Source organism: Nocardia sp. NBC_00565 (genome assembly GCF_036345915.1).
Taxonomy (GTDB): Bacteria; Actinomycetota; Actinomycetes; order Mycobacteriales; family Mycobacteriaceae; genus Nocardia.
In genome coordinates, this window is the sequence record NZ_CP107785.1 from 4,019,934 (window position 1) to 4,040,710 (window position 20,777).

The 20,777-nt window shown below is 67.1% G+C and carries 20 protein-coding genes; 5 read left to right on the forward strand and 15 right to left on the reverse strand.

Features of this window, described 5'->3' with window-relative positions:
- Nucleotides 1–112: 112 nt before the first annotated feature.
- The 5 genes from whiA to OG874_RS19295 all read right to left on the reverse strand — a co-directional run bounded on the left by whiA (nt 113) and on the right by OG874_RS19295 (nt 6,227).
- Nucleotides 113–1,096 (reverse strand): DNA-binding protein WhiA, encoded by a 984-nt coding sequence (whiA, locus tag OG874_RS19275; RefSeq protein WP_330256513.1) that lies wholly within the window; start codon nt 1,094–1,096, stop codon nt 113–115.
- Complete coding sequence (locus OG874_RS19280; RefSeq protein ID WP_330256514.1) at nt 1,087–2,133, reverse strand: gluconeogenesis factor YvcK family protein; 1,047 nt, start codon at nt 2,131–2,133, stop codon at nt 1,087–1,089. The genes whiA and OG874_RS19280 overlap by 10 nt, the downstream gene beginning before the upstream one ends.
- Nucleotides 2,130–3,152 (reverse strand): RNase adapter RapZ, encoded by a 1,023-nt coding sequence (gene rapZ, locus OG874_RS19285; RefSeq protein WP_330256515.1) that lies wholly within the window; start codon nt 3,150–3,152, stop codon nt 2,130–2,132. Before rapZ ends, OG874_RS19280 begins: the two co-directional genes overlap by 4 nt.
- Nucleotides 3,153–3,236: 84 nt before the next feature.
- Nucleotides 3,237–5,318 (reverse strand): excinuclease ABC subunit UvrC, encoded by a 2,082-nt coding sequence (uvrC, locus tag OG874_RS19290; RefSeq protein ID WP_330256516.1) that lies wholly within the window; start codon nt 5,316–5,318, stop codon nt 3,237–3,239.
- 63 nt (nt 5,319–5,381) lie between these two features.
- Nucleotides 5,382–6,227 carry a LysR family transcriptional regulator gene (locus OG874_RS19295; RefSeq protein WP_330256517.1) on the reverse strand — a complete coding sequence of 282 codons (846 nt, stop codon included), beginning with the start codon at nt 6,225–6,227 and terminating at the stop codon, nt 5,382–5,384.
- An 83-nt stretch (nt 6,228–6,310) separates the two neighbouring features.
- Between OG874_RS19295 and OG874_RS19300 the strand changes: the two genes are divergently transcribed.
- The gene (locus OG874_RS19300; RefSeq protein ID WP_330256518.1) at nt 6,311–7,327 is read left to right on the forward strand and encodes a bile acid:sodium symporter family protein; all 1,017 of its coding nucleotides are present in this window, start codon (nt 6,311–6,313) and stop codon (nt 7,325–7,327) included.
- Nucleotides 7,328–7,329: 2 nt separating this feature from the next.
- Here OG874_RS19300 and OG874_RS19305 read toward each other — a convergent pair whose 3' ends face one another.
- Both OG874_RS19305 and OG874_RS19310 read right to left on the reverse strand, forming a co-directional pair.
- Nucleotides 7,330–7,809 (reverse strand): hypothetical protein, encoded by a 480-nt coding sequence (locus tag OG874_RS19305; RefSeq protein WP_330256519.1) that lies wholly within the window; start codon nt 7,807–7,809, stop codon nt 7,330–7,332.
- Between the two features lie 84 nt (nt 7,810–7,893).
- Nucleotides 7,894–8,577 carry an HAD family hydrolase gene (locus OG874_RS19310; RefSeq protein ID WP_330256520.1) on the reverse strand — a complete coding sequence of 228 codons (684 nt, stop codon included), beginning with the start codon at nt 8,575–8,577 and terminating at the stop codon, nt 7,894–7,896.
- Nucleotides 8,578–8,799: 222 nt separating this feature from the next.
- On the opposite strand from OG874_RS19310, the gene OG874_RS19315 reads away from it, so the two are divergent.
- Nucleotides 8,800–10,746 carry a gamma-glutamyltransferase family protein gene (locus tag OG874_RS19315; RefSeq protein ID WP_330256521.1) on the forward strand — a complete coding sequence of 649 codons (1,947 nt, stop codon included), beginning with the start codon at nt 8,800–8,802 and terminating at the stop codon, nt 10,744–10,746.
- 59 nt (nt 10,747–10,805) lie between these two features.
- On the opposite strand, the gene OG874_RS19320 is transcribed toward OG874_RS19315, so the two are convergent.
- From OG874_RS19320 to OG874_RS19335, 4 genes are all read right to left on the reverse strand, one after another.
- Nucleotides 10,806–11,306: a PH domain-containing protein gene (locus OG874_RS19320; protein WP_330256522.1), complete on the reverse strand. Its 501-nt coding sequence runs from the start codon at nt 11,304–11,306 to the stop codon at nt 10,806–10,808.
- A 3-nt stretch (nt 11,307–11,309) separates the two neighbouring features.
- Nucleotides 11,310–11,783, reverse strand: coding sequence for a 6,7-dimethyl-8-ribityllumazine synthase (gene ribH, locus OG874_RS19325; protein WP_330256523.1), 474 nt, complete (start codon nt 11,781–11,783; stop codon nt 11,310–11,312).
- A 208-nt stretch (nt 11,784–11,991) separates the two neighbouring features.
- The gene (locus tag OG874_RS19330) at nt 11,992–13,236 is read right to left on the reverse strand and encodes a bifunctional 3,4-dihydroxy-2-butanone-4-phosphate synthase/GTP cyclohydrolase II (RefSeq protein ID WP_330256524.1); all 1,245 of its coding nucleotides are present in this window, start codon (nt 13,234–13,236) and stop codon (nt 11,992–11,994) included.
- Nucleotides 13,237–13,313: 77 nt separating this feature from the next.
- Nucleotides 13,314–13,937 carry a riboflavin synthase gene (locus tag OG874_RS19335; RefSeq protein ID WP_330256525.1) on the reverse strand — a complete coding sequence of 208 codons (624 nt, stop codon included), beginning with the start codon at nt 13,935–13,937 and terminating at the stop codon, nt 13,314–13,316.
- A gap of 583 nt (nt 13,938–14,520) precedes the next feature.
- Here OG874_RS19335 and OG874_RS19340 point away from each other — a divergent pair.
- Nucleotides 14,521–14,991: a hypothetical protein gene (locus tag OG874_RS19340; RefSeq protein ID WP_330256526.1), complete on the forward strand. Its 471-nt coding sequence runs from the start codon at nt 14,521–14,523 to the stop codon at nt 14,989–14,991.
- A 15-nt stretch (nt 14,992–15,006) separates the two neighbouring features.
- On the opposite strand, the gene rpe is transcribed toward OG874_RS19340, so the two are convergent.
- On the reverse strand, nt 15,007–15,663 hold the full coding sequence (rpe, locus tag OG874_RS19345) for a ribulose-phosphate 3-epimerase (protein WP_330257337.1): 657 nt from the start codon (nt 15,661–15,663) through the stop codon (nt 15,007–15,009).
- A 95-nt stretch (nt 15,664–15,758) separates the two neighbouring features.
- On the opposite strand from rpe, the gene OG874_RS19350 reads away from it, so the two are divergent.
- Together OG874_RS19350 and OG874_RS19355 are read left to right on the forward strand one after the other, a co-directional pair.
- Nucleotides 15,759–16,181, forward strand: coding sequence for an ATP-binding protein (locus OG874_RS19350; RefSeq protein ID WP_330256527.1), 423 nt, complete (start codon nt 15,759–15,761; stop codon nt 16,179–16,181).
- Entirely contained in the window at nt 16,181–17,038 is an 858-nt protein-coding gene (locus OG874_RS19355) for an RNA polymerase sigma factor SigF (protein ID WP_442943361.1), read from the forward strand. The genes OG874_RS19350 and OG874_RS19355 overlap by 1 nt, the downstream gene beginning before the upstream one ends.
- A gap of 39 nt (nt 17,039–17,077) precedes the next feature.
- On the opposite strand, the gene OG874_RS19360 is transcribed toward OG874_RS19355, so the two are convergent.
- From OG874_RS19360 to def, 3 genes are all read right to left on the reverse strand, one after another.
- The gene (locus tag OG874_RS19360; protein WP_330256528.1) at nt 17,078–18,400 is read right to left on the reverse strand and encodes an RsmB/NOP family class I SAM-dependent RNA methyltransferase; all 1,323 of its coding nucleotides are present in this window, start codon (nt 18,398–18,400) and stop codon (nt 17,078–17,080) included.
- A gap of 782 nt (nt 18,401–19,182) precedes the next feature.
- Nucleotides 19,183–20,106: a methionyl-tRNA formyltransferase gene (gene fmt, locus OG874_RS19365; protein ID WP_330256529.1), complete on the reverse strand. Its 924-nt coding sequence runs from the start codon at nt 20,104–20,106 to the stop codon at nt 19,183–19,185.
- Nucleotides 20,106–20,669 (reverse strand): peptide deformylase, encoded by a 564-nt coding sequence (gene def / locus OG874_RS19370; RefSeq protein WP_330256530.1) that lies wholly within the window; start codon nt 20,667–20,669, stop codon nt 20,106–20,108. Before def ends, fmt begins: the two co-directional genes overlap by 1 nt.
- Nucleotides 20,670–20,777 lie beyond the last annotated feature (108 nt).

Consider the following 20,777-nt stretch of genomic DNA (forward strand, 5'->3'; position numbering starts at 1 on the left):
TCCGTGGTGGTGACCGAGATCGGAATTCACGGAGCCATTCGACGCAAGACGCATTGAATGTGGCGTCCGGTCGAAACCAATCGCCGCCCCGATCTCGGGACGGCGATTCGGCTCACGCCTCGTCGAGCAATTCGGCGGTGACCGCCGATTCGGTGTCGGGAATGCCCAATTCCTTGGCCCGCCGGTCGGCCATCGACAGCAGCCGCCGAATCCGGCCCGCCACCGCGTCTTTCGTCATCGGCGGATCGGCCAGCTGGCCCAGTTCCTCCAGCGAGGCCTGGCGGTGCTGCACGCGCAATTTGCCCGCGGCGGCCAGATGGTCGGGCACATCCTCGCCGAGGATCTCCAGGGCGCGCTCCACCCGCGCGGCAGCGGCCACGGCCGCACGGGCCGAACGGCGCAGATTCGCGTCGTCGAAGTTGGCCAGGCGGTTGGCCGTTGCCCGCACCTCACGGCGCAGCCTGCGCTCCTCCCAGACGATCCTGGTGTCCTGCGCGCCCATCCGGGTCAGCAGTGCGCCGATCGCCTCGCCGTCGCGCACCACGACCCGATCGGTGCCGCGCACCTCGCGCGCCTTCGCGGTGATGCCGAGTCGCCGCGCCGCACCGACGAGGGCGAGCGCCGCCTCCGGACCGGGGCAGCTGACCTCGAGCGCCGACGAGCGACCGGGTTCGGTGAGCGAGCCGTGCGCGAGAAACGCGCCACGCCAAGCGGCTTCGGCATCGCCGATGCTGCCGCCGACCACCTGCGCGGGCAGACCGCGCACCGGACGACCGCGCACATCGAGCAGACCGGTCTGTCTGGCCAGCGCCTCGCCCTCTTTGGACACCCGCACCACATAGCGCGAGGTCTTACGCAGGCCGCCCGCGCCCAGCACGTGCACATCGGAGCCGTAGCCGTACAGCTCGAAAATCTCGCGCCGCAGTCGACGCGCGATGGAGCCCATATCGACCTCGGCCTCGACGATCACTCGCCCGCCGACGATGTGTAGGCCGCCCGCAAACCGCAGCAGCGCAGACAATTCCGCCTTGCGAGAACTCACTTGCGAGACCGTGAGCCTGCTCAGTTCGTCCTTCACTTCGGCTGTCATCGCCACGAGACGCGCTCCTTTCCACCCAACCCGGAACGCACATCCTGACCCATGTGCCGTCCCTCGACTCGAAGCCCTGCCATGTGTGGCCGAGGTTGCCGGATCAGCTGATCCAGTGCGGCGGCAAGCTTTCCGGGGTGATGCCGGTCGGTTCCCGCTTCGGCGACATCGGAGAAGGTTACTCGTGCCCGCAATTGTTCGGCAGCCCTGGCCACATGTTCTCTTTCGCGACCTTCCGGCACCGACCCGGAATCGACCAGTACCTCATCGACTACGAATTCCGGTGCGTGCTGGGACAATACATGCAGATGGCGCTCCGCGGAGAAACCCGCCGTTTCTCCGGGCTCCGCGGCCAGGTTCAGCACCAGAACCTTGCGCGCTCTGGTATATACGAGCGCGTCACGCAATTCGGGCACCAGCACATGCGGAATCACGCTGGTGAACCAGGAACCCGGGCCGAGCACGACGACATCGGCGTGTTCGATGGCCGAGGTGGCCTCCGGGCTGGCGGGCGGATCCGACGGAATCAGCCGCACCCGCCGCACCTTACCCGGTGTGGTCGCGATGGCGACCTGACCTCGAATACAGCGGCTCACACGCGGATCCGCTTCCAGCCCGGACACATCCGCTTCGATATCGAGCGCGATGGGCGACATCGGCAGCACCCGGCCGGTGATGCGCAACATCTTCGCGACCTCGTCCAGGGCCGCGACCGGATCGCCGAGCACCTCGGTCAGGCCGGCGAGGATCAGGTTGCCGACGGAATGTCCGGCCAGCGCACCGGTGCCGCCGAAGCGATGCTGCACGGTGCGGGTCCACACGTCGTCGCCATCCGCGGCCAGCGCGGCCAGGGCCATGCGCAGATCACCGGGCGGCGGCACGCCGAGTTCGGACCGTAGTCTGCCCGAGGAACCGCCGTCGTCCGCGACCGTCACCACCGCGCAGATCTTCCTGGTCAGCCGCCGCACCGCGGTGAGCGTCGCATACAGGCCGTGCCCGCCACCCAGCGCAACGATGGCGGGATCGGATTCCCACCCCGTCATTCGCGCCCCAGATCCCGATGCACGACCCGGACGACATCGGCGGGACCGGATTCTGCCCCCTGTAGTGAATTCAGCACAGCCGATCCGATCAGTTCGCCGAGCGCTTCGGCTATCGCCACGCTGCGGTGTTTGCCGCCGGTGCAGCCCACTGCCACCGTCATGTATCGCTTCCCCTCTTGGCGGTAACCATTCGTCGTCAGGTCGACCAGGTGGTGGCAGGTGCTCAGGTAATCGGCCGCGCCGGGGCGCGACAACACATACTCGCTGACCACGGTCTCCTGTCCCGAATGTTCCCGGAGTTCCGGTATCCAATGCGGATTGGGTAGAAAACGCACATCCAACACCATGTCCGCATCGAGGGGAACCCCATACTTGAAACCGAAACTCTGCACCGTCAACTGCAGCGCGGTCGGCGCGCCACCGCCGTAGGCCTCCTCCAACTTGCGGTGCAGTTGATGGATCGACAGCTCGGTGGTGTCGATGACCAGGTCGGCGGCGGTTTTCACGGATGAGAGGCGAATCCGCTCGGCGGCGATGCCCGCCGAGAGCGTCCCGTCGGCGCTCTCGCTCTGCAGCGGATGCCGCCGCCGCGCGAAGCCGAAGCGCCGGATCAGCACATCGTCGGAGGCCTCCAGGAACAGCAGTCTGGTGCGCACACCCGAGGACCGCAGCTGTTCGGTGACCACCGAGAGATCGCCGGTGAAGAACCGGCTGCGCACATCCATGACCAGCGCGAGCCGGCGGATCGGCGGATCGGCGGACGCGCCGAGTTCGACCATCCGCCCGATCAGCTCCGGCGGCAGGTTGTCGGTGACATACCAGCCCAGATCCTCGAGCACGCGGGCCGCCGTACCGCGCCCCGCGCCGGATAGGCCCGTCACGATGACCACTTCGACCCGCGGCGGGGGTGGACTGCCGTCGCCGCGTTCGACAGGTGCGCCGACGGTGCCCGCGGGGCCGGTCCGCCCAGCGGTCGACCGCGGGCTGCCCGCACTGTTGTTCGATTCGACGCGTGTCATGTCCTACCGGATCTGTGTCTAGGGTGCCTGTTGATCATCCCGCACCGGTTCCGGTATCGGGCGCAGACACACAACGTAGCTGTCTTATTCCTCCCGCAATGCGGCCAGCACCGCCTTCGCGGTAGCCACACCGATACCGGGCACCTCGGTGATCTGCTCGACGGTGGCCTCCTTCAGTTTGGCCACCGACCCGAAATGGGTGACCAGGGCGGTCCGGCGGGACTCACCGAGGCCGCGCACCGAATCCAGTGCGGACGCGGTCATCCGGCGGGAGCGTTTGCTGCGATGGAAGGTGATGGCGAAGCGGTGCGCCTCGTCGCGCACCCGTTGCAGCAGATAGAGCGACTCGCTGTTGCGCGGCATGATCACCGGATCGCTCTCCCCCGGCACCCATACCTCTTCGAGCCGCTTGGCCAAGCCGATCACCGCGACATCGGTGATACCGAGTTCGTCGAGGACCTCCGCGGCAGCCGCAACCTGGGGCGCGCCACCGTCAACGACATAGAGATTGGGCGGATAGGCGAATTTCCGCGGGCGGCCGGTGCGCGGGTCGATACCGGCGCGGGAGGTGAGTTCGAGGTCGTCGTCGATGGTCGCGATATCGGTACCGGGCGCGCTGGACTCGGGAACGGCATCTCCCAACGACGCCGCCTCGTGGCCGTTCTCCCGGCCGGACGCCATATCCTGTGCCGTCAACTCGTCCCGTTCACGGCGCAGACGATAGAACCGACGCCTGGTCACCTCGGCGATGCTGCCGACATCGTCGGAGCGGCCGTCGCCCGCGGCCTCCTTGATGGTGTAGTGGCGATACTCGGACTTGCGCGGCAGGCCGTCCTCGAACACCACCAGTGAGGCCACCACATCGGTGCCCTGCACGTGGCTGATATCCACACACTCGATTCGTAGCGGCGCGCTGTCCAGATCGAGCGCGTCTTGAATGTCTTGCAGCGCAGCCGATCTCGAGGTGAGATCGCCCGCGCGCTTGAGCTTGTGCTGGGCCAGCGCCTCCATCGCATTGCGCTGCACGGTTTCGGCGAGAGCCTTCTTGTCGCCGCGCTGCGGCACCCGCAAGCGCACCGCCGAGCCGCGCAGCTTGCTCAGCCACTCCTGGACCTGTTCGGCGTCGGCGGGCAGTTCCGGCACCAGCACCTCGCGCGGCACAACCGTGGCAGGCTGTTCCTCTTCACCCTGTTCGGCCAGCGCCGCCTGCTCGCCGTAGAACTGGGTGAGGAACTGCTCGACCAGGGCGGCCACCTCACTACCGGCCTCCGGCCCGTCGATGGCATCGCCGGATTTATCGACCACCCAGCCGCGCTGGCCGCGCACCCGGCCGTCGCGGACGTGGAAGATCTGCACCGCCACCTCCAGTTCGTCGACGGCGAAGGCGACCACATCGGCGTCGGTGCCGGTACCGAGCACCACGGCCTGCTTCTCCAATGCGCGCCGCAGCGCCTGGACGTCGTCGCGCAGCCGGGCGGCGGACTCGAAGTCCAGTTCCTCGGCGGCATCGTGCATGCGGCGCTCCAGATCGCGCACCATGCGATCGGTGCGCCCGGCCAGGAAGTCGCAGAAATCCTCGACGATCCGCCGGTGCTCCTCGGCGCTGACCCGGCCGATGCACGGCGCCGAGCATTTGTCGATGTAGCCGAGCAGACACGGCCGCCCGATCTGGTTGTGCCGCTTGAAGACTCCATTGGAGCAGGTGCGCGCGGGGAATACCCGCAGCAGCAGATCGAGGGTCTCCCGAATGGCCCAGGCGTGCGCGTACGGCCCGAAGTACCGCACGCCCTTCTTGCGCGCGCCCCGGTAGACGAACAGCCGCGGATACTCCTCGTTCAATGTGACGGCCAGTACCGGGTAAGACTTGTCGTCCCGATACCGCACGTTGAAACGCGGATCGAACTCCTTGATCCAGTTGTATTCCAGCTGAAGGGCTTCCACTTCGGTGGAGACCACGGTCCACTCGACACTCGCCGCCGTCGTGACCATCTGCCTGGTACGCGGATGCAGCGACACCACATCGGCGAAGTACGAATTCAACCTGCTGCGCAGGCTCTTCGCCTTGCCGACATAGATCACACGCCCGTGTGCGTCCCGGAATTTATAGACGCCGGGTTCAACGGGAATCGTGCCCGGCTTCGGCCGGTAGGTCGCGGGATCTGCCACGAATCCAAGCCTATCGACCGGCTCCGACACATCCGCACGGGCGCGGCTCTCGCCCGGTCGGGCTTAGGCGAAGCGCCGAGCGCTGGCGATGATGGCATCGCAGAGGGCCTGCTCCGGCGGCGATAGGCGGGTGCGACGGCGCATCAGGACGAACTCCAGCTTGCCGAGGTCCGGGAGGCGGGGATCGGACAGGACGACGAGGCCGTCCGGCAGCAGAGTTTCGGCGTGCACGATCACGCCGAGTCCGGCGAGAACGGCGGCGCGCAGGCCGAGTTGACTATCGCTGGTACAGGTTATGCGCCAGGTGCGGGCGTCACGTTCGAGGGCCTCGAGCGCGATGCGGCGGGTCAGGCTGGGTGTCGGGTAGGTGACGAGCGGGATCGGGTCGCCGAATTCGGTTGTGGCGCAACGGCCCGCCCAGACGAGCCGGTCGCGCCAGAGCAGTTCGCCGTGCCGTTCCCCGGGGAGGCGCTTGCCGACGACGAGGTCGAGTTCGCCTGTCGCCATGCGGGTTTTGAGGTTTTCGCTGAGGCCGACGGTGAGTTCCAGGTCGATACCGGGATGGGTGCGCTGGAATTCGAGGAGTACGTCGGGGAGTTCTCGGGCCATCACGTCATCGGATGCGCCCAGACGGATCAGGCCGGTGAGTGTTGAGCCGGAGAAGTAGCGCTCGGCCTGGCCTTGTACATCAAGGATGGTGCGGGCGAAACCGACCATCGCCGCACCGTCGGCGGTCAGCGCGAGGTTACGGGTGTCACGGCGGAACAGTTCACGGCCCGCTGCCTTCTCCAGGCGGGCGATGTGGCCGCTGATGGTGGACTGGCGCAGGCCGAGGATCCGACCGGCGGCGGTGAAGCCGCCCGCGCGTTCGACGGCCAGGAAGGTGCGCAGCAGTTCGGGTTCGAACACGCTTCAATTTATCACCGATCGCGTTTACAGATATCAATCCCAACGCCTACCGCGATCAGTAGTCCGAGCCATATTGTCGACGGGTGAAGTTCCTCGCCAAGCTCCGTATCGACGCGTTCATGCTCGGCATGCTGGCCAGCGTCGCGGTGGCCGCGCTGCTACCCGCGCGCGGCGGTGCGGCGGATGCGCTCGACTGGATCACCAAGATCGCGATCGGCGTACTCTTCCTGCTCTACGGCGCTCGACTCGAACCCCGCGAGGCGCTGGCCGGATTACGCCATTGGCGGCTGCACTCGTCGGTACTGGCCGTGACCTACCTGCTGTTCCCGCTGATCGGTCTGGCACTGCACGTGCTGGTGCCGTCGGTACTGACCGACGACCTCTACACCGGCGTGCTGTTCCTCTGCCTCGTGCCCTCGACCGTGCAGTCCTCGATCGCCTTCACCTCGATCGCCCGCGGCAATGTGGCGGGCGCGGTGGTCAGCGCGTCGCTCTCGAATCTGATCGGCGTCTTCGCGACCCCGCTGCTGGTGATGCTGCTGATGGACACCACCGGCAGCGCGACGGTCTCCCCCACCGCGATCCTCGCGATCGTGATCCAGTTGCTGCTGCCGTTCCTGGTGGGTCAGTTGCTGCGGCCCAGGATGACGTGGCTGCTCCGGCATACCGCGGTAACCAGGGCCGTCGATCGTGGCTCGGTCTATCTCATCGTCTACGCCGCCTTCAGCGCGGGCATGGTCGAGCACATCTGGAGCGGTATCGCACCGCGGGCGCTGCTGGCGACCGTCGCGGTGTGCGCAGGTATTCTCGCTGCCGTACTGACGATCACCACATTCGGCAGCCGACTACTCGGTTTCTCCCGCCCCGACCAGATCGTCGCCATCTTCTGCGGGTCGAAGAAGAGCCTGGCCACGGGGCTCCCGATGGCCTCGGTCCTGTTCGCCGGACACCCGGTGGGCCTGATCGTGCTGCCGCTCATGGTCTTCCATCAGATCCAGCTGATCACCTGCACGGTGCTCGCCCAGCGCTATGCGCGAGCCGCGACGCGCGAGGACCGGACCGATCTCGCTACCGCCGGGCAGTCCGCGCAACCGGCCTGATCTCACGCGGCGGCGGCGACTCGAATATCGAACCAGGCCTTGGCTTCCGGCCGCCGCAGGTGACAGACGATCGTTGCCGACGCACCCAGTGTGAACAGGACGACGATCAGTCCGACCACGCCGGGAACCGCCTGGACGTGAACCCGCAGCACCGCGACAACCTGCAGAATCGCCAAGCCGATCACTGCCCGCCGGATAAGCGGACCACGGCCGAGAGCGAATACGGCGACGCCCAATATCCAGCTGCAGCCGAATTGCAGGGCGGCCGACCTGGCCACCTCGTCACCCGCGATCAGCCCGATGAGCACCGGATAGGCGAGGCCGAAACCCGCCAGACCCGCTGCGGCCCCTCTGGCCTCGCGCACCGATTCGGGAAGGCTGATCGGGCGCGCACTGTGCACGGCCGGTGAATCGAAATATGCCTCGGGATCCATGGCCACTCCCCGGTCGAGCTCGAACGCCCGCGATGTGGTGGGCGTCACAGCAAGCTAATCCACTTCCGGGATCTCGACCCGCAGGACCGAGATAGTGTGTCGCAGGTCACATTTCGACTCGCGTGCGAGCGGCTATGCCAGTTCGTGCCGCCGAAGGATGTCGAGCAGCCCTTCGGCGCGATCCGCCGTCGGCAACGGATCGACCAGGGCGAACCCGCAGCCCGCGGCCACCGCGCCGCCATCGGCCTCGGCGCTGTCGCCGACCATGAGCGCCGATTCCGCGCCCACCCCGAGCCGATCCAGCGCGGTCAGGAAGATCCGCGGATCCGGCTTGACCGCGCCGACCTCGAACGACAGGATGTGGGCGGCGATGAGCCGATCCCAGCCATTGGCCGCGAATGCCGGGCGGATATCGAAGGCGATATTACTCACCACGGCAACCGGAATATCTTGTGCCGCCAGCGTTTTCAGCACGGCACCGGTATCGGGATACGGCGTCCATGCCAGCGGGTCGAGCATCCAGGCGTAGAGCCGCTCGATGAGCGCCCGCGTCGGCACCCCGGCCTGCCGCAGCACCTCCAGGTAAGCCGTGCGATGCATCGCCGGATCCAGATCCCGCTGCTGCCATGCGATCCGGCCCGCCGCGTCGAACTGCGCGCCGTGCCCGACCGGGGTCGTCATCCGATCCAGAATCGCGGCCTGTTGGACTCGGTCCAGTGGCTCGCCATCGGCACCGACCATGTCCGCCCAGGTCTCGTCGGGCTCCAGCCGGAACAACGTGCCGGAGAAATCGAATAACACCGCCTCGATAGCCACTCGGTCAGCCTACCGACCGTGCTGATCGGAGGGTCTTGTCCGCAGCGCTCGTTCCTGCGCCGATTCTGCGGAATTCGGTCGAGAGTGAGTGGTCTGTGCGATGACGCAGAGTGCTTGCCCGCGAGGCGTTTTCAGCGCACCCGAACCCGGTTCACCAGCACTGGGAACGTACAGTGCCGGAATTCACGCAAGGCGTCGGCGATCGGGGTTACAGTGCCGTCCATGAGTCGCACGCGTGGAACCTGGGTGAGTGCCGCGGCGGCGCTCACGCTCATCGTCGGACTTGCCAGCGGATGTTCATCCGACGACACCCCCGCGAACGAGGCGTGTGCGGCGGCGCCTAACGGGACACCCGTGGTCGCGACTTCGGCGGGCGCGACACCGGGAACCACGAAAGATCTCAGCACCAATCCCGAGATCGCGACCGGCTACCGGTCGGACATGACGGCGGTGCGCACCAAGACCTACGCGGTCTCCACGGCGAATCCGGTCTCCACCAAAGCCGCCTGCGAGGTGCTGAGCAACGGCGGCACCGCTGCCGACGCGCTGATCGCGGCGCAGATGGTGCTCGGGTTGGTGGAACCGCAGGCCTCCGGCATCGGCGGCGGATCGTTCATGCTCTATTACGACGCCGCGAGTAAGAGTGTGGAGGCCTACGACGGCCGCGAGACCGCCCCTGCGGCAGCGACCGAGAACTACCTGCGCTGGGTCAGCGATACCGATCGGACCGAGCCGAAGCCGAGTGCGCGAGCGAGCGGTCGCTCGATCGGCGTGCCCGGCGTCTTACGGATGCTGGAAATGGCACATCACGACCACGGCAAGACGGCGTGGCGGGAATTGTTCGGCCCGGCCATCGGACTCGCCGACAGCGGCTTTCCGATCAGTCCGCGCCTGGCGGGTCAGATCGCCGAGTCGGCGAAGGATCTCGCCGTGGACGAGAACGCCAAGGCGTACTTCCTCAATCCGGACGGCACGCCCAAGAAGGCCGACACCGTGCTGACCAACCCGGCGATGTCCAAGACCCTGAACGCCATCGCCGCCGACGGCGCGAACGCCTTCTACACCGGCGCCGTCGCCCATGACATCGTCGACGCGGCCGGCTCCGCCGCCGGCGGGCGCACCCCCAGCCTGATCACCACCGACGACCTCGCCGGATACCAGGCCAAAAAGCGCATCGCGCTCTGCACCACCTACCGCACGCACGAGATCTGCGGTATGCCAAGCCCGTCCTCGGGCGGCATCACTGTCGCCGCCACCCTCGGCATCCTGGAGAACTACGATCTGGCCGCGTTGCGCCCGGACAATGTCGACCGCAACGGCGGCAAGCCGAAAGCCGATGCGGTGCACCTCATCTCCGAGGCCGAGCGCCTGGCCTACGCGGACCGGAACAAGTACGTCGCGGATACGGATTTCATTCCGCTGCCCGGTAATTCGCCGCAGACCCTGCTGAACAAGGACTACCTGAAGCAGCGCGCGGGCCTCATCGACCCCGGCCACAGCATGGGCACCGCCCAGCCCGGCGATTTCGGCCCGGTCCCGCTCGGCGTCGGCCCGCAGCCGCCCGAGCACGGCACCAGCCACATCTCGATCGTCGACAAGTACGGTAATGCCGCCTCGATGACCACCACGGTCGAATCGGCCTTCGGCTCATTCCATCTCGTCGACGGATTCGTGCTGAACAACCAGCTCACCGACTTTTCCGCCGATCCGCTCGGCACCGACGGCGCCCCCGTCGCCAACCGGGTGCAGCCGGGCAAGCGCCCGCGCAGCTCGATGAGTCCGACCCTGGTCTTCGACCGCGCCGCCGACGGCCGCGGTAACCTGACCGACGTCATCGGCTCCCCCGGCGGTGCCGTGATCATCCAGTTCGTCGTGAAAACCCTGATCGGCGTGCTGGATTGGGGCCTGGACCCGCAGCAAGCGGTATCCGGGGTCGCCTTCGGCGCGGGCAACAGTCCGGCCACCGGTGTCGGCGGTGAGCATCCCGCGATCAACACCACCGACAACGGTGACCACGATCCACTGGTGCTGCGCCTACGTGCACTGGGCCATCAGGTCGCGGTCGCCCCGCAATCCAGCGGATTGAGCGCCCTGCAGCGCGACGGCGACGGCTGGATCGGCGGCGCGGACCCACGCCGCGAAGGTGCGGTGCTCGGCGACACCCGCTGACATCGTCGGGCCGCTCTATCCGGTCCGCGGCATCGGATAGCGCCGGTCGAACCGACGTCTCAGGGGTTGCCCGTATATTTCGCGCCCAGTTCCCGAAGCTTGTCCAGCGCCTCGGCCGCACGTTCCTTGTCATTGGAGCGGATCGCCATCAGCGGCACGTAATCGTCGTCGACCAATTCGAGGCGGGCCCAGGACTTCCGATCCGGGAACGAGACGCCGCGGATGTAATCCCAGGGAAATTCGGTGTCGCCCAGGATGTTCCGCACCGAAACGCCGCGCTTGCCGACGCGTACGCGCGGTCGGGTCAGCAGCAGTACCGCGGCCGCGCCGAGCAGGCCGATGCCGATCATCGCGAACTGATCGGCGAGGCGGAAGTTGACGCCGGTCGAACCGTGGCGCAACCAGATGCCGCCCGCGGTGAAGCCGGCGACGAGCAGTACCGCCACCGCCCAAGCCGTGCGGACCGCGCGATGCGGCCGCACCTCCAACTCCCAATCGCCGCGCCCCGATTCGGCGGCCCCGTCGCCGGGGCTCCTGCGCCAGATGCGAACTACCGGCATGGCCTAGGGCCGCAGCGCGCGCAGCGTCAACGCGGCGTCGAGCGCTGCCGCGGCGGCCTGTTCGCCCTTGTTCTCGGCGGAACCGGGCATCCCGGCCCTGTCCAGCGCCTCCTGCTCGTTATTGGTGGTCAGCACACCATTCGCGACGGGTGTGCCGGCATCCAGCGACACCCGGGTCAGTCCGGCGGTCACCGCGTCGCAGACGTATTCGAAATGCGGTGTGCCACCGCGGATCACCACACCGAGCGCGACCACCGCGTCATGCGAGCGGGCCAGCTCCTGGGCCACCACCGGCAGCTCCATCGCGCCCGCGCAGCGCACCACGGTGATGTGCTCGACGCCCGCGTCCTTGGCGACCTGCTCCGCGTTCGCGACCAGCGTGTCGCAGATCTGGGTGTGCCAGCGCGAGGCGACGATGCCCAGTTTCAGATCCTTGGCATCCGACAGCTCGAAGCTCGGTACGCCGGTGCCACTCATGCCTGCGCCTCGCTGGCGCTCGGCTCCGGCATGCGCGAAGCACGCTGTGACATGATTCGCTCACTTCGTTCGCTCATGCCTGCGCCTCGCTGGCGCTCGGCTCCGGCATGCGCGAAGCACGCTGTGACATGGCTCGCTCGCTGCGCTCGCTCATCGAATTCCTTTCGTGACTGCCTGAGGGTGCAAAATCACTGCGTCAAGGTGCGATTCACTGGGCCGTCTCGCCCAGATCGAGCTCGTCAAGTCCGATCAGGTCGTGTCCCATCCGGTCCCGCTTGGTGCGCAGGTATCGCAGGTTCTCCGCGTTCGCGCGCAACGGCATCGGCACCCGGTCGGTGATCTTCAGCCCGTAGCCGTCCAGCCCGACCCGCTTGGCCGGATTGTTGGTGAGCAGGCGCATGGACCGGATGCCGAGATCCACCAGAATCTGCGCGCCGGTGCCGTAGTCGCGAGCGTCGGCGGGCAGACCGAGCTCCAGGTTCGCATCGACGGTGTCGTGGCCGGAGTCCTGCAGCTGATAGGCCTGCAGCTTGTGCATCAGCCCGATGCCGCGCCCCTCGTGCCCGCGCATGTACAGCACCACGCCGCGCCCCTCCTGGGCCACCATCTCCAGCGCGGCATCCAGCTGCGGACCGCAGTCGCAGCGCAGCGAACCGAAGACGTCACCGGTGAGGCATTCGGAGTGCACCCGCACCAGCACATCGTCGCCGTCGACGAGATCGCCGCGCACCAGCGCGACATGTTCGACGTCGTCGTAGATGCTCTGATAGCCGACGGCCATGAATTCGCCGTGCGCGGTGGGGATCCGCGCCTCGGCGACCCGGATGACCTGCTTCTCGTGCTTGCGCCGCCAGGCGATCATTTCGGCGATGGAGATCAGTGCGAGGTGGTGCTCGTCGGCGAAGACGCGCAGTTCCTCGGTCCGGGCCATATGGCCCTCGTCCTTCTGGCTGACGATCTCGCAGATGACACCCGCCGGCTGCAGTCCGGCCATCCTGGCCAGATCGACCGCGGCCTCGGTGTGGCCGGGGCGACGCAGCACGCCGCCCTCCTTGGCGCGCAAGGGAACCACGTGACCGGGGCGGGTCAGATCGTCGGCCTTCGCCTTCGGGTCCGCGAGTAGTCGCATGGTGGTGGCCCGGTCCGCACCCGAGATACCGGTGGTGATGCCTTCCCTGGCATCGACCGAAACCGTGTAGGCGGTGCCGTGCTTGTCCTGGTTCTGCGCGTACATCGGCGGCAGGCCCAGCCGATCGCAGTCCTCGCCCATGAGCGGCACGCAGATGTAACCGGAGGTGTAGCGAATCATGAAGGCGACCAGCTCGGGGGTCGCCTTTTCCGCCGCGAAGATGAGGTCGCCCTCGTTCTCACGGTCCTCGTCGTCGACGACGACAACCGCCTTACCTGCGGCGATATCGGCGACTGCGCGCTCGATGGTGTCGAACCTGGTCACGTCTGCTGTGCTCCATCTCGAAATAGGTGCCTCACTACAGTACGGCGTCAGATGTCGGCTGCCGCCGCCCGGCCGGGTCAGCCCCGTTGTTGGAGGCGCTCGACGTATTTGGCGATGACGTCGACTTCCAGATTCACCGTGGTGCCCACGGTGGCCGTGCCGAGGTTGGTCATGGACAGGGTGGTCGGGATGAGGGAGACCTCGAACCAGTCCCGGTTGCCATCGGCGACGAGCGCGTCCGCGATGCCGAGGCCCGAGACGGTGAGCGAGATGCCGTCGACGGTGATCGAACCCTTCTCCACTACATAGCGGGCGATCGCGTCGGGCAGCGAGATCCGCACGATCTCCCAGTTCTCTGAGGGCGTGCGGGCGAGCACAGTGCCGGTGCCGTCGACATGTCCCTGCACCAGGTGGCCGCCGAGCCTGCTGTTCAGCGCCGCCGCGCGCTCGAGGTTGACCCGCGAGCCCGTGCCGAGCCCGCCGATGCTGGAGCGGTTCAGCGTCTCCTGCATCACGTCGACGGTGAACGAATCGCCGTCGAGCACGTCGACGACGGTCAGGCAGACGCCATTGACGGCGATCGAATCACCGTGTCCGGCATCAGAAGTCACCAGCTTGCCGCGGATCGTCAGCCGAGCGGCGTCGGCCAACTCTTCGGTGGCGACGATCTCGCCGAGCTCCTCGACAATGCCTGTGAACATGCCTTGACTCCCTGTCGCGTCGTTTCTACGGTTGCCGAACAGCCGGGATCCGGCGACTATTCCCGTCGGAACACCGATCCCTCCCCAGCCTAACGACGCCGAGTCGTAGACGACACCGTGGTTCCATTCAGCGGCCGGTCGAAACCGTGGCTCGGCAACTCGGGCGGGAAGCAGACCGCAGGGCGCTTCGGGGCAGCACTGAGTGGGCGACAACTATTTTTGGAAGCGAAATTCCATACACTCATGCGGAAATATCGCCGTTTACGCGCCGACGTAAATTGTTCATTCCTATTTATGGAGCTACGCGGCCCGGATTTCATCCGTGGCGCATAGTCTCGAACAGGACGTTGTACCCACTGCGAACACGCTTACACCGAAACCTTGCGCGGGCAAGAAAATGGTCGCAAGATTGTTATGTAGCTGATTCCTTTCGTTCAACTTAGACCCGAGCAGTTCAGTGCGGAACGGTTCGACCCGGGCCCCCGACGCGGCCTCGGCGAGTTCGACCAGGAAATCCACCACTCGAGGAAGCCGGAAACAGCATCGTGGGTCAAAACAAGCTCGACACCATTGGGGGTGTTGCGTGACCACTCTTCTCGATTCGACGCTGGAGGTTCGCTGCGTGCAATACCGGCGCGAATTTCATATGCCCGCATCAATCGACCCGACGTCGCGCCGCATCCTGCTCCATATAGGCACCCATTACGGCGCCATCACAATGCCGGCCGATCTCGGCGAACTGGTGCAACGTCAGCTCACCCAGGCGCAGATCGCGGCACCGGTGGTCCACCACCCACGCGCCAGACGCTGGACCTTCATCACCGGCCCGGCTCGCGCCGATACGCTCAGCGCGGCCGTCTCCGCCGAATTGTTCCGGCTCTACGCAACCGTCGCCTGCACCGGCAGCCAGGTCGTGCTGCCCTCACCCGATGACGAGCGCACCGGCTATCGCACCTGGATCCAGCCGCCGGAGAACGCAACGACACTGCCACCGCTCAGTGCGGTGATCGAGGTGACGCGAGCCCTCGGCAGCCGGAAAGTGCCTGTCCGGTAAAAGATTTCGGCCGACTCAAACCGCGCGCAGTGCCGCGGCACGCTGCCGCAATGTTTCCACGGTCCCCGCCGGATCGGCCGTGTTGTAGACCGCGGATCCGGCGACGAAACAATCGATACCCGCCTCCGCGGCCGCCTCGATCGTGTCGGCGTTGATACCGCCGTCGATCTCCACGATCAAACGCAGCTCACCCGCGTCCACCAGGCGCCGCACGATACGCGCCTTCTCCAGCACCTCCGGCATGAAAGACTGCCCGCCGAAACCGGGCTCCACACTCATCACCAACAGCGTGTCGAAATCGCGCAGGATCTCCAGATACGGCTCGATCGGCGTATTCGGCTTCACCGACAACCCCGCCTTGGCGCCGGCTGCGCGGATATCGCGCGCCACCGCGATCGGGTCATCGGTCGCTTCGGCGTGGAAGGTGACGTTGTGCGCACCCGCCTCCGCGTACGGCGGAGCCCAGCGGCCCGGGTCATCGATCATCAGGTGGCAGTCGAGCGGAATGTCGGTGGCCTTCAACAGGCTTTCGACCACCGGGAGCCCAAGAGTGAGATTCGGCACGAAGTGCGCGTCCATCACATCGACGTGCAACCAGTCGGCGCCATGCACCGCCTTTGCCTCATCGGCGAGGTGCGCGAAGTCGGCGGACAGGATGGATGGGGCGATCATCGGCGTGGTCGGGCGCCTGAACGTCGAGGAGAACACAGCGCGGAGTCTAACGGTACCTAGGGTTGCTCCGGCCGGGAGTGGGTAGCCTGCATAGGATGATCAACATTTCGGCGGAACAGGGGCTCTACAGCACCCCGGTGGAGATTCGGGTGGCAGCGTCGGTGACGCAGCTGCCGATCGTGCGCGGGCTCGCCGAAACGCTGGTGCTGCTCAGCGATTTCACCCTGGACGAGGTGGCCGATATCCGGCTAGCCGTCGACGAGGTGTGCTCGACGCTGATCGCGGTCGCGGCGCCGGAGACCAGCCTGCACTGCCGGTTCACCGTCGGTGACACCGAATTGCTCGTTCGCGTCACCGGGGTCGCCGCGACGGAGGGGTTGCCCGATCAACGCAGCTTCGGCTGGCATGTGCTGCGCACCCTCACCGATGCGGTGCAGGCGACACAAGACCCGTACGACTCGGCCGTTTCCGGATATCCGACGACGGTGCAGTTCCGTCGGGTCCGGGGGAAAGCGTAGTGGCGGACGAGAACACCGTGTCCGACGCCGAAAAGGAAGATGACGTCGAACCCGTGCTGACCGAAGAAGCCGCCGAGGAAGTCGAAACCCTCAAGGCATCCGGCGCGGGCTACGACGATGTCGGTGCGCTGTTCGAGCAGCTTTCCGCCAGCAAACCGGGCACGGCGCGGCATACCGCATTGCGCGCCGAGCTGATCGGCCGATGCATTCCGCTCGCCGATCACATCGCCCGCAAATTCAGCGGGCGCGGCGAGCCGTTCGACGACCTCACCCAGGTGGCGCGGGTCGGATTGGTGCACGCGGTCGACCGATTCGATATTTCCCGCGGCTCGAACTTCCTGTCGTTCGCGGTGCCGACGATCATGGGCGAGGTGCGTCGCTATTTCCGCGACAACACCTGGGCGATGCGAGTGCCGCGGCGGGTCAAGGAAACCCACCTGCGGATCGGCGCCGCCATCGACTCGCTCTCGCAATCGCTGGGCCGCTCCCCGACCGCGAAGGAAATCGCCGCCGAACTCGATGTGGATCCCGACGAGGTGACCCAAGCCGTCATCGCGGGCAACGCCTACCAGCCCAGTTCGATCGATGCCGCATCCCTCGGTCGCGATACCGAGGCATCGCTGCTGGACACCCTCGGCGAGGAGGAATCCCAATTCGACCGGGTGGAGGAATACGTCGCGATCCGTCCGCTGCTGGCCGGACTTCCGGAACGCGAACGCCGCATCCTCACCATGCGCTTCTTCGAATCGATGACCCAAACCCAGATCGCCCAGCGCATGGGCATCTCGCAGATGCACGTCTCCCGCATCCTCGCGAAAACCCTTGCCCGCCTGCGCGAGCAGTCGGCGCGCGATTGAGTTTTACGCGTCCTCCGGTCGAACTTCCGGCCGTATCGACTACTCGACCGGTTTGCGAAGGGCCGCGAGGAACATGGCGTCGGTGCCGTGGCGGTGCGGCCAGAGTTGGGCGCTGGGGCCATCGCCGATATCGGTGACGCCGGGGAGCAGGTCGCGAGTGTCGAGTTGGATGGCGCCGGTGCGGCGGGCCGCGTCGGCGACCACGGCGACGGTCTCCGGGAGGTGCGGCGAGCAGGTCGAGTAGACGACCACGCCGCCCGGCCGCAGGAGATCCCACGCGGCGGCAAGCAGTTCGCGTTGCAGGACGACCAGTTCGGCGACGTCGGCTGGGGTGCGCCGCCAGCGGGCCTCCGGACGGCGACGCAGCGCGCCGAGACCGGTGCAGGGGGCGTCGACCAGGATACGGTCGTAGCCGGGTGTGAGTCCGCTGTCGCGACCATCGGCGACGTGTACGTCGACGGGCAGGTCGTGCACCGCCTTGCGGACGAGTTCGGCGCGGTGTTCAGCCGGTTCGACCGCGTCGACGCGGTGGCCGTCGATCGCGGCGATGGCACCGAGTAGCACGGCCTTGCCGCCGGGTCCGGCGCACAGATCGAGCCAGCGGCCATTGTCCGGACCGTCCAGTTCCGCGCGGGTGAGGGCGAGTGCGACGAGCTGACTGCCCTCATCCTGCACGGCCGCCATACCTTCACGCACCGGTTCGAGCTTGCCGGGATCGCCGCCTTCGAGGTACACCGCGTAAGGGGACCATTTGCCTTCTTCGCCGCCGGCCACCAGAGCCAATTCCTCGGCGGTGATATCGCCTGGGCGCGCGACCAAGTGCACGATCGGGCGAGCATCGTCGGCTTCCAGGACATCGCGTAGCTCTCCGGCCCTGGCACCGAGCGCGTCCGCGAACGCCTGCGCGATCCACACCGGATGCGCGAACTCGAATGCCAACCGTCCAACGGGATCTCGCGGTGCGAGCTCGGCCACCCAGTCCTCGACCGACTTCTCCCCGGCCCGCCGCAGCACGGCGTTCACGAAACCCGCCTTGCCTGCGCCGAATTCCGCGCGAGCCAACGCCACCGAGGTATCCACCGCCGCATGCGCCCCGATCCGCGTGCGCAGCAACTGATACACCCCCAGCCGCAATACATCCAGCAGCGGCCCATCGATCTCCGCGACCGGCCGGCCCGCTCCCGCCGCGATCACCGCATCGAGTAGCCCGAGCGAACGGCAGGCCCCGTACGTCAACTCGGTCGCCAACGCCGCATCTCGCCCCGAGATCCGCCGTTCCCGCAGCAGTCCCGGCAGCACCAGGTTCGCGTAAGCGTCCCGTTCCCGCACCGCCCGCAACACATCCCGTGCGACCAGCCGCACCGGATCCCCCGCCCCAGCCGAACCCTTTTGCCGCCCGTGACCTTTCGGCGCATCCCCACGCGCACCGCCGACAGTCCGACCCGAACCACCTCCGGTGGATTTCCCACGGCCGCCGGCCGAACTCCCAGTGGTCGCACGATTCGACCGACGCTCATCACCCGTCGGGGCATCCTTGCCACGGCGACCTTCGCTCCACCCCGACGAACCGGAATTCGCCGTGCCCGAACGACTCCCCCGTCGGTCACTCTCGGCGTCACGATTGTCATGCCCACCCGGTGCGGACCCGGAATTCACGGACCCCGAAAGATTTTCACGTCGGTCATCGCTCGGGCCCTTGGTCCGCGGACTGTCGTTCCGGTCCGACGACCGTCGCGCCGTGTCGCCCCGCCCGGCCGTATTCCGCTGCCCGGCATCCGCGCGACTCCCGCCGCGCGGACCTTGACCGGAACGTGGGGCGTCGCCCTTCCACTCGCCGCGGGGCGAGCTCTTGCCGGCCGGTCGTCCTTTGCGTTGCGGCGAACCTTCCCCCGGTGATGCGGACTTGCGCTGCTCGGTCATGTTCCGCCGCTCTGGTCGGGTCCGTGGCGCGTCGCCGCGGATCTGGTCGGTGCGCCACGATCGGGGCGCGTCGTCACGCTCGCGGGCCACCGTCCGCCGAGCCGGGTTCCGATCGGATTCAAAGTGCGAGTTCTTCTGCTGTGCACCACTTTTCGATGACGTGGCCCGCGCCAGCCAACCGGAGTCGACGGACTTCCCGGTGGACTTGCGCCGATCCGGTGTCGTCACTCGACCACCGCGCCGGGCTGCAGGCGGGCGCCGCGGGCCCAGTCCAGGGCCGCCATCATGCGTTTGCCCTGCGGCTGCACCTGATCGAAGCGGACCGCGGTGGTGGCGGTGCCGACGAAGACGCCGGACTTGCGAACCTCGATCGTCCGTTCGGGCAGTACTTCCTCGACCATTTCGACGGGGCCGAGCTTGAGCCGGGTGCCGTTCACCTCGGTCCACGCGCCGGGAGCCGGAGTCACCGCCCGGATACGGCGGTTGATGGCCAGCGCGGGCTGGTCCCAGCGGATGTGCCCGGCCTCGACCGGCACCTTGGGTGCGTAGGAGATGCCGTCGTGGGACTGCGCAACCGCATGCAGTGTCCCGTCTTCCACGCCATCGACGGTCCGCTCCAGCAGCAGTGCGCCACTGTCGGAGAGTCGGTCGAGCAAAGCGCCCGCCGTATCGGTCACCGCGATCTTCTCGGTCACCACACCGAAGATCGGTCCGGTGTCCAGGCCCGCTTCGATCTGGAAGGTGGACGCACCGGTGATCTCGTCACCCGCGTCGATCGCCGCCTGCACCGGCGCCGCGCCGCGCCATGCGGGCAGCAGCGAGAAGTGCAGGTTGATCCAGCCGAAGCGTGGAATGTCGAGCAGCTGCTGCGGCAGCAGCGCACCGTAGGCGACCACCGGACAGCAGTCCGGGGCCAATGCGGTGAGCTGCTCGATGAACTCGGGCTCGGCGGGACGCTTGGGTGTCAGCACCGGAATCCCGTGTTCATCGGCCAGCTGCCCGACCGGCGAACGCTGCACCTTGCGCCCGCGCCCGGCGATGGCATCGGGCCTCGTCAGCACCGCGACCACCTCGTGCCGCGCCGAATCGATGAAGCGCCGCAGCGACGGCACCGCCGGTTCGGGTGTACCCGCGAACACGATGCGCATCAGCGACCCCGTCCGAACAGTCCAGCCTCACTCGACCCGAGCGCACGCGAACTGCGCACGGTGATACCCGCGCTGAACCAATCGGATTCGCGAATGGTGCGCATCGCCTCCTTGCGTTGCGCCGGATCCAGGCGATCGATGAACAACACGCCATCCAAATGGTCGGTCTCGTGCTGCACGCAACGGGCCAGCAGCCCCTCGGCCGCGAACTCGACCGGCTTGCCATCGAAATCGACACCGGAGGCCCGCACTCGCAGCGCCCGCCGCGTGTCGTAGCGCAAGCCGGGAATCGACAGGCAGCCCTCGGGCCCCACCTGCTCCTCCTCGCCCACCACGGTGTAGGTCGGATTGATCAAATGTCCCTTGGCGTCCTCGGTGTCATAGACGAAAACCCGCAGACCGACCCCGATCTGCGGCGCCGCCATACCGACCCCACCGTCGTCGTGCATGGTGTCGGTCAGGTCGGTGACCAGCTGCCGCAGCTCACGATCGAATGCGGTGACCTCCGCCGCACGCGAACGCAGAATAGGATCGCCGAACAGGCGAACGGGCTGAATGGTCACGGCGGCAGCTCCCGAAAACGATGAACACGGTCGATTCATTCTAGTGAGCGACACCGTTCACACCGATCTCCCCGACCGAAGGGCCCAAAACTGGTAGAACTCCAGTGC